14 protein-coding genes are annotated in these 12593 nt (G+C 69.1%); 3 read left to right on the top strand and 11 right to left on the bottom strand.

Annotated features, from left to right (window positions below; genetic code table 11):
- Window positions 1-67 precede the first annotated feature (67 nt).
- The 3 genes from E4T13_RS15830 to E4T13_RS15820 all read left to right on the top strand — a co-directional run bounded on the left by E4T13_RS15830 (window position 68) and on the right by E4T13_RS15820 (window position 2330).
- On the top strand, window positions 68-304 hold the full coding sequence (locus E4T13_RS15830) for a hypothetical protein (RefSeq protein ID WP_240791154.1): 237 nt from the start codon (window positions 68-70) through the stop codon (window positions 302-304).
- 97 nt (window positions 305-401) lie between these two features.
- Window positions 402-1250: a DUF3489 domain-containing protein gene (locus E4T13_RS30540; protein WP_240791153.1), complete on the top strand. Its 849-nt coding sequence runs from the start codon at window positions 402-404 to the stop codon at window positions 1248-1250.
- A 168-nt stretch (window positions 1251-1418) separates the two neighbouring features.
- A complete protein-coding gene (locus tag E4T13_RS15820) occupies window positions 1419-2330 on the top strand; it encodes a DUF4238 domain-containing protein (RefSeq protein WP_137179260.1) in 912 nt (303 codons plus the stop codon).
- On the opposite strand, the gene E4T13_RS15815 is transcribed toward E4T13_RS15820, so the two are convergent.
- The 11 genes from E4T13_RS15815 to E4T13_RS30220 form a co-directional block, all read right to left on the bottom strand.
- A complete protein-coding gene (locus tag E4T13_RS15815) occupies window positions 2310-3575 on the bottom strand; it encodes a site-specific DNA-methyltransferase (protein WP_137179259.1) in 1266 nt (421 codons plus the stop codon). The two genes, E4T13_RS15820 and E4T13_RS15815, sit on opposite strands and share 21 nt — an antisense overlap.
- The gene (locus E4T13_RS15810) at window positions 3565-5031 is read right to left on the bottom strand and encodes a site-specific DNA-methyltransferase (RefSeq protein WP_137179258.1); all 1467 of its coding nucleotides are present in this window, start codon (window positions 5029-5031) and stop codon (window positions 3565-3567) included. Before E4T13_RS15810 ends, E4T13_RS15815 begins: the two co-directional genes overlap by 11 nt.
- A gap of 328 nt (window positions 5032-5359) precedes the next feature.
- Window positions 5360-5671: an HU family DNA-binding protein gene (locus tag E4T13_RS15805; RefSeq protein ID WP_137179257.1), complete on the bottom strand. Its 312-nt coding sequence runs from the start codon at window positions 5669-5671 to the stop codon at window positions 5360-5362.
- Between the two features lie 84 nt (window positions 5672-5755).
- Window positions 5756-6073: a hypothetical protein gene (locus E4T13_RS15800; protein WP_137179256.1), complete on the bottom strand. Its 318-nt coding sequence runs from the start codon at window positions 6071-6073 to the stop codon at window positions 5756-5758.
- A 315-nt stretch (window positions 6074-6388) separates the two neighbouring features.
- On the bottom strand, window positions 6389-7471 hold the full coding sequence (locus tag E4T13_RS15795) for a hypothetical protein (RefSeq protein WP_137179255.1): 1083 nt from the start codon (window positions 7469-7471) through the stop codon (window positions 6389-6391).
- Window positions 7471-8025, bottom strand: a complete 555-nt coding sequence (locus E4T13_RS15790; protein ID WP_137179254.1) for a DUF6456 domain-containing protein — start codon at window positions 8023-8025, stop codon at window positions 7471-7473. Before E4T13_RS15790 ends, E4T13_RS15795 begins: the two co-directional genes overlap by 1 nt.
- Window positions 8015-8242 (bottom strand): hypothetical protein, encoded by a 228-nt coding sequence (locus E4T13_RS15785; RefSeq protein ID WP_137179253.1) that lies wholly within the window; start codon window positions 8240-8242, stop codon window positions 8015-8017. The genes E4T13_RS15790 and E4T13_RS15785 overlap by 11 nt, the downstream gene beginning before the upstream one ends.
- On the bottom strand, window positions 8239-8787 hold the full coding sequence (locus E4T13_RS15780) for a crossover junction endodeoxyribonuclease RuvC (RefSeq protein ID WP_137179252.1): 549 nt from the start codon (window positions 8785-8787) through the stop codon (window positions 8239-8241). The genes E4T13_RS15785 and E4T13_RS15780 overlap by 4 nt, the downstream gene beginning before the upstream one ends.
- A 388-nt stretch (window positions 8788-9175) precedes the next feature.
- Complete coding sequence (locus tag E4T13_RS15775; RefSeq protein ID WP_170985024.1) at window positions 9176-11500, bottom strand: AAA family ATPase; 2325 nt, start codon at window positions 11498-11500, stop codon at window positions 9176-9178.
- Window positions 11452-12219, bottom strand: coding sequence for a hypothetical protein (locus E4T13_RS15770; protein ID WP_137179251.1), 768 nt, complete (start codon window positions 12217-12219; stop codon window positions 11452-11454). The genes E4T13_RS15775 and E4T13_RS15770 overlap by 49 nt, the downstream gene beginning before the upstream one ends.
- Window positions 12219-12590 carry a DUF6511 domain-containing protein gene (locus E4T13_RS30220; RefSeq protein WP_206030194.1) on the bottom strand — a complete coding sequence of 124 codons (372 nt, stop codon included), beginning with the start codon at window positions 12588-12590 and terminating at the stop codon, window positions 12219-12221. Before E4T13_RS30220 ends, E4T13_RS15770 begins: the two co-directional genes overlap by 1 nt.
- Between the last annotated feature and the right edge of the window lie 3 nt (window positions 12591-12593).

Below are 12593 nucleotides of genomic sequence, written 5' to 3'. Positions count from 1 at the left end.
CTCAACCCCCGCCGCAGCGCGAATGGTCCGTCACGCGCGGAGCGCCGCGCCGCAGACGGAGAGCACGATGACCGACCGAGACGCCCGCGCCGCGCGCAACCAGGAGCGCAGCCTCGCCGCCTTCCTCAAACACAAGGCGGAGTTCGACGCCCTGCTCGCCGAGTTGCAGCAGGCCAGCGCGGATCACTTCGGCGCGGATCCCGAGACGGTCCTCTGGGGCGAGGCCGCCTGGCTCGCCGACGCCACCGCAAAGCTGAAGGACATCGCGGATCAGCACTTCCGGCGCGGCGAATACAGCACCTGACGCGACCTCTTCCGCGCAGCCCCGCCCGGGTTGAGCCCGGCGGGGCTCCCGGCAGTAGGGGGCCGAGGGTCGGCCCCCGCAACCGGAGACCCCGACGATGAAGCTTTCCGACACCCAGCGCGCCATCCTCGCCGCCGCCGCGCAGCACCCCGAGCACCTGGCCTATCCGCCCGAGAGGCTCCCCGCCGGGGCGCGGCAGAAGGTAGCGCAGGCGCTGCTGAAGCAGGACCTGGTGATCGGCGTGCACCGCCCCGCCTACGATGCGATCGCGAAGTGGACGGTGGACGGCGACGAGATGCTGTTGAAGATCACCGACGACGGGCTGCGCGCCATCGGCATCGACCCGAACGCGGGCGACGCGCCGGAGGAGGACGAGCAGAGCGCCGAGGCCATCGCGCGCCGTAACGTCGAGCGCCGCGCCGCCGCGGAGGCTGCCGCGCCCGTGGCCGACACGGCGCCCACGGGCGGGGAGGACGCCGCGGAGGGGGATTCCCCCGCAGAGGAACCCGAGGCGACCCTGGCCGCGCCCACGCCCGCCCCGCGCGCGAGCCTGCGCGACGCCGCCGCGGCGCTGCTGGCCGCCTGGGACGACGAGGCAAACCGCGAGACGGACATCATCGCAGCCCTCGACGGGCCGATGCAGGTCCTCCGCGCCGCCCTCACCGGCAAGCCTGCCCGCGCCCACCGCGAGTCCGGCGCACCGCGCAAGCTCCGCGAGGGCACGAAGCAGGAGGCGGTGCTGGCGATGCTCCGCCGCGACGAGGGCGCGACCATCGCGCAGATCTGCGAGGCGACCGGCTGGCAGCAGCACACGGTGCGCGGGTTCTTCGCGGGCCTGAAGAAGCGCCAGGGCATCGAGGTGCAGGTGCTGGAGCGGATCCGCCAGGTCGGCCCGAACAAGGAGGGCGCGAAGGGGTCCTATACGATCTACCGGATAGCCGGCTGACCAGGCGGCCCGCCTCTGCCAGATCAAGGCCGCTGTTCATGCGCCGCGTACAGTGGCCTCACGCGACATGTCGCGACAGCGCCGGGGGTCAGCATGTCCCGAGGGCGTTCCTTGCCCAGACGTGATAGAAGACGCGAGTCGCAATGTCCCCGCTAGAGAGACTGCTTCGTGTCTCAGCAATCCAAGCGCCATCACTATGTGCCGGTCTTCTATCTGAGTCGGTGGGAGATCAACGGGCACGTGTGCGAGTATAGCCGCCCTCATCGAGAAGTGGTGGCACGGATAAAACCCCCGACGGCGACCGGTTTCGAGCGGGATCTCTATACGGTTCGAGGCTTTCCTGCAGAGCGCCGCACCGTGTTGGAGGACGTCTTCTTTCGGAAAGTCGATCAGATTGCGAGCGATGCGCTAGACGTCATTCTCGATCAAGGTCAGGGACCTGCGAAGCTGCCGCCAAAACTCCGCGACGGTTGGTCGAGGTTCATCCTATCGCTCAACTACCGGTCCCCGACACGGCTCGCGGCTCTGAAAGAGCGGTACAACCGGCATGTGGCAGAGGAAGTCCCGGCTTACGAGCAAGTGTTCAAGGAAATGCGCGCGCCTTCCGATGGGCGGTCGTTTGAGGAGTTCTGCGACGACATGACACGGGATGCCGCCGAGAAGTCATGGGCGGAGCTGTTTCGGCGCGTCGTCGATAGCGAGCACGTGGGGGAGTTCCTGAACCAGATGATCTGGAACGTTGTCACGATCACCGGCTCCGACCGGAGCTTCCTCACGTCCGACCATCCTATCGTCATGACCAATGGGCTCGACCGTCCTGACGGGCACTTGGTGCTGCCGGTCGGGCCATCCAGTCTCTTCGTCGCAACCAAGACGACGGAGACGCTGAAGCTCATCAAGGCTCAGGACGTTCGGCAAATGCAGTCGAAGGTCAACGACCAAGTGGTCCGCCAGGCGCAGCGATTCGTCTACGGCAAGGACGACCGGCAGAAGCGCTTTGTGGAGAACCGCCTTGTGCAGACCGCCTGTTCACGCCCACCCGCAGCAGGGGCGCCGCTCTCATACCTCAGCGGATCCTAAGCGCGCTGCGGTAGCATCGTCGAACACCTGATCCTCCCCGGCCAGCACGGCGGCGCGGCCGGTGAAGGCTTGCCAGCGTCGGACGGCGACATCGATATAGCGCGGGTCAATGTCCATCGCGTAGCAGACGCGCCCCGTCGTCTCCGCCGCGATGATGGTGCTGCCGCTGCCGCAGAACGGCTCGTAGATCGCATCGCCCTGCGCGCTGTTGTTCAGCATCGGCCGGCGCATGCACTCCACCGGCTTCTGCGTGCCGTGCACCGTCGCCGCGTCCTCGTCGCCGCCCGTGCCGATCGGCCAGAGCGTCGCCTGGTCGCGCGCGCCCTGCCAGTGGCCCGTGGCGCCCTTCCGCACGGCGTAGAGCGCCGGCTCGTGCTGCCAGTGGTAGTCGCCCCGTCCGAGCACGAAGCGCGACTTCGCCCAGATGATCTGGCTGCGGATCGCGAAGCCCGCCGCCTCCAGGCTCTCGATCACCGTGCGCGCGTGCACGCCGGCGTGCCAGACATAGGCCACGTCACCGGGGAACAGCGCCCATGCCTCGCGCCAGTCGGCGCGATCGTCATTCGCCACCTTGCCGGTGCGCATCGTCGCCGACACGCCGGCCTCGTTCCGCCACTCCGGATCGTAGTTCACCCCATAAGGCGGATCGCTGGTCATCAGGTGCGGCCGCGCACCGTCCAGCAGCCGGGTGACGTCCGCGGCGCTCGTGGCGTCGCCGCACAGCAGGCGGTGCGGCCCGAGCAGCCAGAGATCGCCAGGCCGCGTGACGGGAGCCTCCGGCGGCTCCGGCGCCGGCGCGTCGGGATCACCGCCCGGCGCGGGAGCGTCCGGCGCGGCATCACCTAGCAGGCGATCGAGCGTCGCGCCGTCGAAGCCGATCAGCCCGAGATCGAACTCGTCGGTGCGCAGCGCGCGCAGCTCAGCAGCCAGCAGGCTCTCGTCCCAGGTGGAATTGAGCGCCAACTGATTGTCGGCCAGTCGGAAGGCTCGCGCCTGCGCCTCCGTCAGATGCCCAAGCCGGATGGCGGGCACCTCCTCGAGGCCGAGCGCCTTCGCGGCGAGCACGCGCCCGTGCCCCGCAATCAGCACGCCGGCGTCGTCTACCAGCACGGGCACGTTGAAGCCGAACTCGCCGATCGAGGCGGCCAGCTGCGCAACCTGCTCAGTCGGATGAAGCCGGGCATTCGCGGCATACGGCGCGAGTGAGGCCACCGGCATCATCTCGACGCGAAGATCAGGCTGCATCGGCCAGCGCCTCCGCGCGCGCCGCGGCGACGGCGTCGTAATCACGGCCGTCGTCGGCGAGGGTCACCGGCAGGTCGGGGTGCAGCATCCGCCAGCGGGCGATCGCCAGGTCGACATAGGCCGGCGCGAGCTCAATGGCGCGGACGCGCCGACCCGTGCGCTGGCTGGCGAGGATCGTCGTGCCCGCGCCGGCGAAGGGCTCGAACACCACGTCGCCCTCGTCCGTGTAGGCGCGCATCAGGAACTCCGGCAGCGCGACGGGGAACACCGCCGGGTGCTCCGTCTCGATGCCGCGGCCCTTGTGGCGCGTGATGCGCAGCACGCTGTCCGGGATCCGCATCTCCTGCACCGGCAGGCCGATGTGCGTGTAGGCCTTCACCTCCCCGTCGGCGGCGCGGAGCCCGCTGCCCTTGTTCGGCGTTCCGGCCCATTTACACGGCACCATCTTGTTGGCCTGGCGCGCCTCGCGATTGAAGTGGAAGACCAGCTCGAATGCCGGCGCGAGGCGCCCGTTCCAGTCGCCCGGGAGACCGGGCCCCTGGTCCCAGGCATAGAGCCCGAAGCGCCGCCAGCCTTGCGCCCGCATCCAGTCGAGCCAGCCCTGCCAGTAGGGCTGCCATTCCCCCTCGCGGTGTATCAGGCCGAGGTTCACCAGCACCTGCGCGTCGCGCCGCAGCGCGCCGTCGAGATGCTGGAATACGCCCTGCATCAGCGCGTCCCAATCGGACACGCCGCCGGTGGTGTAGTCGCGCTGGTTCCCATAGGGCGGGCTGGTGAAGAGCAGCGCCGCGCGATCCGCGGCCATGACGCGCGCCACGGTTGCGGGGCTCGTGCTATCGCCGCAGGCGAGGCGGTGCTCGCCCAGCAGCCAGATGTCGCCCACGCGCGCGACGGCCTGGCGCGGCGGCTCCGGCTCCGCATCCGCGGGATCCTCCTCCGGCTCCGCGGCCTCCGCGTCCGGCTGGTTGCCAGGGGTCGGCTCGGCGCCGCTGGCAACGGCTGGTGCCGGCAAGTTGCCGGGCTCGGTTTCCAGCCCTGCCAGCAGCCGCTCGAGTTCCGCGCCGTCGAAGCCGGTCAGCGCCAGGTCGATGCCGCCCATCTCCTGCAGCTTCGCGACCTCGGCCGCGAGCAGCGCCTCGTCCCAGCCGGCATTCAGCGCGATGCGATTATCCGCGAGGCGATACGCGGCCTTCTGCGCGTCTGTCAGGCCGGCGCGGACGATGGTCGGTACGGTCTCGAGGCCGAGGGACTTCGCGGCCAGCAGGCGCCCGTGGCCGGCGATGATCTCGCCGCGCTCGTCCACCAGCACCGGCGCGACGAAGCCGAACTCGAGGATGCTGGCCGCGATCTGCGCCACCTGCTCGGCGGAATGCGTGCGCGCATTGCCGGCATAGGGAAGCAGGGAGGCGACCGCGCGCGCCTCGACGGCGCTCGCAGACCATGGGGCCTGGGGCATCTGCACCTGCGTGATCGTGGAACGGTGGCCAGCGCGGCTGGCAACGTGGGCCGTGGCAACCTGGAAAACTGGCCTGGCGCTAGAAACCTTGCGCGCTTCCGCCCCCCGCATACACCTCCGGCGGGAAGGACCCTGCGGCTCGAAAGCCACGCTTCGGATTGTCTGGCTTAGTGGCTCGTTCGCCACCGCCGCGTCGGCGCATCTACTCGACGTTCCGCAGACCTAGCACCAGCGATTCGCGCGGCGCCATGCCCTAATTTGTAACAGCGAATCCGAGCGAGAAAGCCTGAGCGCCGCACGTCAGCGCAGCGCCCAGGAACGCTTGGCGTCAGCCCTTTGCCGCCTTGCGCTTCGCCTTCTTCAGGCCAGCGAACGCAGCGTCCTTGAGCGCGGGGCTCGCCTTGAACCGTACCGTTGCACCGGCCTTCACCGCGACTTTCTCGCCCGTCTTCGGGTTCAGCGCCGTGCGCTTCGCCCTCTCGCGCACGACGAAGGCGCCGAAGTCGGGGATGGTGAAGCGACCGGTGTCGACGATCTCCGCCTTGATCGCGGCGATGATGTCCGCGGCCAGGCGACCTGCAGCAGCAGCCTGCATGTCAGCGGACTGCACGATGACTTCGGTGAGAAACTTCTTCGACATAGACAGGCTCCTTGCGAAGCCTGCCCCTTAGCCGAGATGACGCGGGCTGTCAGGAGCAGCGTGCGCAGAGCATGTGCGGACTGCTCAGGCGCGAACAGCCGATCGCGCACGCTCTGCCGCGTCACGTGTGGCGACCAGTGCAGCCAGCGTGGCCTGCGCCTGCTTCACCGCGGCAGGCTCGCTAGTGTCGATGTCCGACAACTGCTCCTCCGCGTCGCCAACGCCGACGGCGATCTGCTCCCGCAACTCGTCGAGCCATCCCTTCGCCTCGGACGGGTCGGCCTCCGGTGCGCGCAGCCATTCGGCGACGATCACCTCGACCTCGCGCGCCATGCGGGGTGGCTGAACACCCTTTGCGGCAAGGGCCATCAAGCGGACGATCGCGGCGTCGACCGGACGCACGCGTGCCTGCCTCCGAGCGGCCATGGCTTCAGCTCCAATTAGTTCCCTCGTCTCATAGCATGTTCTTGTCTTGTTCTCCAAGGGGGCGGTATCGTCGGCCATGCCCGACGGCGAGCCGCCACGCCCCCCGCCGCCATGGTTGAGCGCAGGTGCACTGGCGGCGGCGCTGGCTGCTCGGCGGCCGCCAGACGCCATCCCACGGCTGGGTGACGCGAACAGCAGGGCGGTGCGCGAGGCCATCCTGGCGCACCATCCCGCCCTGCCTATGACGCTCGTCGCCGAGGCCGTCGCCTACGTGCTCAGCGCAGAGTGACGCTAGTGAAGTGCTTGGCGCCGAATCGCTGATGCGCGTCTGCCATGCGCGTCAGCTTGCCTCGCCCACTCCGAAGTTTCGAAGAAGCGCGCCATAGCGATGCCGATGCCGCGCAAGTCTTCCAGCGAAATCGACTGCTCAACAGGCCCAAATCGTTCTCGCATGCGCTCGTCAGGATAGCCGCGCATGATGCCGGTTCGGAGCGCACGGAACTGCGGTTCGAAGCGGCTGCGGATCCGCAGCAGGTCGTCCCGTATCACCTCTTGGTTCGGGAAGAGCTCATCAGGGCCGACGAATGTCTCAATGCCGACTGCGAGAATGCCGCGGAAGTCGCCCGTTGAGACGTCGAATGGCATGTCGAGCATCGTAAGTTCCGACGTGCCCGCACGCGTAACCGTACCAAAGGTTGGTCCTTGATCGGGATGAAGCGGGTTGATTTCTATGGCTCCGAGCAGCAGGCCGCCAAGGAACGGGATTGCTACTCCTGTATCGGGCTTCCAGCTTAGCTGTCCCGCGGCGAACAAGACCGGGGATACGAAGGCCGTCACAGCGTCGAGAAGTGCCAACACCTCGTCTGCGGAGAAATCGCTGCGCTGGTAGAGGCGCATCAGCGTGTGGTGGGAAATCGCGGTGTGAAGGCTCGTCTCCACGACGCCGAGTTCCGTGCGGGCGAGATCATACACCGTGCCGGCACACACAAGGTGCTCCTGTTCAGCTCCGCTGATCACGCGTGGCGCCACGGTTTCGACAACGACGCGTTTGCGCGTGGGGTGGGGAATGGCGGTCGACCAGCATGGGAATGGGCCAGCGGCACGGATGCGATCCTTGAGCGACAGCGCTGTTGCAACCACGTTCGTCACGACACCGCTCTGGTAGATGTGGAAGGTGGGCCGAAGAGCGGCTCCAAGCGGCCCACTCTCGATGTCGGCTGCCTCCTTGAGTTGCTTTAGGAGGTGCCTCGCCAGTCCTCTCGAGAGCTTCTCATCCTGCATTTCGAATCTCCGCGCATCAGCGAACCTCGCTTCAGAATCGGTAGCGCAGGTTGCTGCATCCGTCTCCCAGGCTTGCCCGAACTGCTGCAGCATCAGGCTGCCCGCTGCCGCGGCGTGAGCCCGAAGTGCATCGCGAGCGTGCCGAGCGCGCCGACCAGGATGCCCTGCGCCACTGGGCCATGCACAGGCCGGCCCGACCAGCCCTGGCGCTGCGCCCATTCGCGCACTGAGAATTCGAGCCCAACGACGAACCAGACGCAGGAGCCGGCCGGGCTATCGTGCCCGCCGAGCGCGTCGATCGCGTTGGCTACGCGGCGGCGCGCGTCGATCTGCCGGTTCGGCATGTCGTCGTTCGTCGCGCCTGCCAGCCGGATCAGTTGCGACGTGGCGATGCTGTCCAGCGCGGCGGCGCGGAACAGCGTCCGGAAGATGCTGCCCGCTTCGTGCATCTGCGCCGTGATGGTGCCGTTCGCCATCATCATGCCGAGCGTGTCGACGGCGCGGCGGTGCTCAACCGGGCTGCCGGTCTCGGGATCGGCGCCGCGGATCGGCGCGGAGAAGCCGCCGTGCTGCAGCCGCCACTTCGAGGGCTTCGCCAGATCCTCATGCGGCGACGCAGCGCGCTTCGCCTTCCGCTTAGCGGCCATGCTGGCTTCCTCCCTGCCGACGCCCCCAGCGCCGGCTCGCTTCGTTGATGACGGCCTGGCGGAGCCAGGGATCGGCGATGTCCTCCACGGGAAGGGCGGCGACGCCGTGCTGGTGCCACGCGGCGGCACGCATGGCGTCGAGGTCCATCGCAGTGGTCGGGCTGCGTGCCAGGTCCAGACACGACCGGGGCGGACGCGGCGCATCGGGCAGCCTCATGCCCGACCACCCTTCGCGTCCGTCGCCCACAGCAGCAGGGCGATCGCGTCGGCCTCGTTGTCGTCGGCCGGCGCGAAGCCGCGGGCCTGCATGGCCGCGATCATCGCCGCCTTGTCGGCGTTGCCGCGGCCCGTCGCGAAGCGCTTGATGGTGCCGACGGGCACGCCCTCGTAGGGAATGCGCTGCTCCTCACACCACGCGCTCAGCGTGCCGAGAAATCCGCCATAAATGTGGCTCGCATCGGTGCCGGCATGACGCCGGACTTCCTCGAACACCACACGCGCGAGGCCACCGGACAGATCGGCGACTTCGTCGAGCCATCCGCGGAAGCGGAGATACCGCATCCCGCCGCCTTCGAAGCGGGTCGGCTTGAAGGTGATGGTGCCCGAGGTGACGCGGCGGTCCTGTCCGCGCAGCGCCCAGCCGGTGTTGGTGCCGAGGTCCAGCGCGAGAACCGCATGGTGCGCGAGGCCGACGATCGGCGCCGGCATGACGGGCGGCCCGCTTGCATCGGCGGCGGGCATAGGGAGAGTCGCGAGATCCATGGTGGTCTCCGAGAGGGGGCGATCGTGGTGAGGGCGGCGACGGTGCGGTTCTTGGCGGAGCTCGCCGTCGCTGCCCGGCTTCGGGTGGGGTGACCTGGGGGGGTGGTCCACGCACCCGAACCAGGCGCCTCCGGGTGTGGTGTGCGCGCGCCGTTGAGGCGCGCACGCACACCCCCCGTAGGGGGGTGGCATTTTGCGGAACTTGCGGAACTTGCCTAAGGCATTGAATCGGAGGGACAATTTCAAGTTCCGCAACCAAGTTCCGCAAAGTCGCGCTGCGGAACTTGCGGAACTTGGCCAACCCATTGATTAGACGGGGCGATTCAAGTTCCGCAGGCAAGTTCCGCAGCAAGTTCCGCACAGTGCGCTACCGTTCCGATCGGCCCGATCATGCCTCGGCCTCCGGGTCGCTCAGCACCCAGACCTCGGGGTTCTCGACGGGCAGGACGGCGCTGTTGGTCTCGGATTGGAAGTGCGTCGGCAGCAGCGGGACGAGCGCGCGTGTGATCTCGCCCGTCTCGGGATCCACCGCCTCGTCATCGGTGCCGAACAGCATGTCCTGGACGACGAGGTAGCCCTTGCTGGACTTGCTGGCCGGGATGCCGAGCTCGGGCGCGGCCCGCAGGAACTTGATGTAGCCCTTGTTGGCGAGAACGTTGATGCGGCGCGAGATGGTGTCGTCGCCGCCGAGGCCGTGCGTGTTCTCGAAATGCGCGGCGAAGGCGCCGCTGGTGTAGACCTTCCCTTCGCGCGCCTCCGTCGCGAGGATCTGCAGGATGACGTCATGACGGCGGGTACGCTCGGCATCGAGCTTGCGGCCGATGTCCGTCCGCACCAGCCGCTCGCCGCGGCGGTCGACCTCCACCCAGCGTCCCTGCACCTTGTCGATGAGCAGCGGCGAGAGCGCCGGGCCATTGCGCAGCTCGACATGCAGCTCGCGCGGCGTCTGCTCCTCGTCCGGCCGGAAGAGGATCATGCCGGAGGTGTAGAAGCCGCGCAGCGCGCTGGCGCCGGAGAGCGACAGGAAGGGATCGTCCTTGACCTGCAGCTTGCTAAGCTTCTTGGTGTGATGGGCGAGGATGATGCCGGCTTCGGGTGCAATCTCGTCGCGCAGCGCCTCGACACGGCTCTGCAGGAAGAACAGCATCGCCCCGTTGTCGTTCTCGCCCTCGCCGCCGGGGCCGCCGTCGAAGAGGTTGCGGATTGGGTCGATGCAGATCACGTCCGGCGGCGCGTCGGGGAAGGCCTGGCGGATCGCCGCGGCGACCAGCGGCACGCCCTGCTCGTCGAGCAGCATCCGCAGCTTCGGCGTGACGACGAGTGTGTCGCGCGCGCGGGCGACGACGCCGGCATCGAGCCGGAGCTGCTGCAGGCGCTCGCGGAGGTAGTGGTACTGGATCTCGGCCTGCAGGTAGAAGACGCGCAGCGGCCGCGGTGCCGTAAAGCGCAAGAAGGGCGCGCCGGCGGCAGCGTGCACCAGCAGGCTGATCAGGAAGTCGGATTTGCCGACCTTCGGCGCTCCGCCGAGCACCAGCATCCCGCCCGGGGTCAGCAGGCGCGGCCCGATCAGGTCGTCCGGCATGGGCGAGGTGTCGTCGAGCAGCGCGCCGAGCGTGTGGGTGGGGACGGCGGCCGGCGGCGCGCTGTCGGCGCGGATCAGCGGCGCGCCGTTGCGCTCGACATGCAGGGCCCAGATCGCGTCGGTCTCGGCCTTGAGGCGCTCCAGCGGCCAGGGAGGACGAAGGCAGGCGGCGTTGTAGCCGCAGATCGCCTCCCAGCCCTGGTTGGGCGCGAGACGCCCCTCATGCACCTGCCGGATGAAGTGGCCAATGGCCGCGCTGGCACCCTGGAAGCGCGTCCAGCCGTCCTGGGCGCCCTCCCGGACCGGCGTGGTCAGGACGTCGTCCAGGCTCGGCCGGTCGGCCTGTGCGGCAGCCTGGGCGCGTTCCTGGCCGGGCAGGAAGGGCATGGCCATGACCGCGTCGGCGAACTCGCCAAGGTCGACCTCTCGGCGCGGGTCGTGGTGGCGGATGGTGACGACGCGCTCGACGCCACCCTTGCGGTAGATCGTGCCAGGGACGCGGATCGGCTGGTGGGCGGAGCGGAAGTGCGGATCGCCACCGACCTTCTCCGCCATCGCGCCGCGCAGCGCGCAGAGGCGCGCGACGTCCGCGCCGTCGGTAGGCTCCGTCAGCCGCCACCAGGCATGCAGCTTCGCCGCGCCCTCGGCCGTGCGGCCGCCGCTCTCCACGACCAGCGTTGGGGAACCGAGGTGCTGGGTGAGGTGCGCGAGCTTCGCTTCGACATCGCCGGTGTCGAGGTCGACCACCGCGGCCTGCATCTGCAGCACATGCTCGGCCCGGGCCTGTCCGCTCTCGGCCACCGTGCCGGGGATTACGTAGACGGCGGTGCCCTCATGCGCGGCCCAGGACGCGAAGGTGCCGAGCGATTCTGCGGCATGGCGGTCGGCCGCGATCCAGGCGTTGTGCGGCCGGCTGTCGATCCCCTGGCCTTGGTCGACGAAGCCGCGAACGGGGATCAGCCCATCGCAGTAGCCGAACACCACCTCGAGGAAGGTGGCGATCGCACCATGGTTGATCCCAGGCGCCCCCGGCTCGTCCTCCCAAGGCATGCTCGGCGCGTCGTTGAAGTCGCCCCAGATGCTCACGCCGACAAAGCCCAGCAGCGCCTTGCCCAGGGGCAGAAGCGGCATTCGAAGAAGTCGGGGCTGCTCGCCACCCGCGGCAGCAGGTCGCCGGCGTCGCAGGACGTGAGCACCCGCACCGCCCGATCCGACATGCGCTGCGCCAGATCGGCGTCGAACGGCAGCAGCTCGTGGTGAAGCTCAGCGGTGTCCTTGTTGATGGCGGTGAACAGCGCTGGGTTGTCAGCGACGCCCGGCACCGCCGCGTCCATATACGCCTGGTAGACGGCGACCTGCGCCGCGTAGATCGGCTTGGCGACGGCGACGCCCTTGCTGGATGTCTCGCGCCAGGCCTTGGCGTTCATGGTCTTGCATTCCCAGAGTGCGGGAAACGCCATGCCGGGGATCGCGGGCCCGCCGGCGAAGATGCCGTCGACATGGCCGCGGACGCGCCCGCCCGCCACCGCGAAGCCGAACTGCTCGCCGTCCGGCCGATTGCCCTTGCGGGTGTAGAGATCGAAGCCGGCGGCGCGGAGCCAGGCCACCGCCACGTCCTCCAGCGCGTGCCCGATGCCAAAGATGCGCAGGATGCGCCCGTCGAAGTCGGCGCCGTCGTCCTTGGGTGCCTGCAGGAACTCGAACTGCAGGGCGCGCTCGCAGGCATGGCCCAGCCGGGAGCCGCCGAGATAGTTTCGGGGCGGAGTGGCCGCGTGCTGCGCCACCAGCGCCGCGTCGATCGCGGCGTTGACGTGCAGGCCGGTCTGTCCGCGGCTGTTGAAGTCCAGCATCAGACGGGGATCTCCTCCACTGCCTGGCCGCGAGCGATCGCCTGCATGGCGTCCTGGAAGCCGCCGACAGCGACCTCGATCAGCGTCAGCACCTGCGGCTCGGTCAGGTCCTGGAGCCGGGTGGCCCAGCCGATCTCGTCCATGGCCTCGGCGATGCGGCGCATCGCGGCGCGGATCGCGGCCCGCTCCTGTTGCGTCAGGTCAACCATGGCGGGCGCCGCCCGCGCCGCGAGGCGCGTCCAGAAGCCCTGGCAGGCCATGCCGCAGAAGGCTGCGGACGGGCGCGGCGGCCGGCGTCGCGTCGGATCGAACCAGCCGAAGCCGCGCGACGGGCGGATGCAGACTGCACAGGGCGGTTCGGGGGCGCGCATGGA

This window comes from Roseomonas sp. AR75, assembly GCF_005222815.1.
GTDB lineage: Bacteria > Pseudomonadota > Alphaproteobacteria > Acetobacterales > Acetobacteraceae > Falsiroseomonas.
Note: the sequence above shows the minus strand (reverse complement) of the source record. Positions and strands in the feature narration are given on the sequence as shown.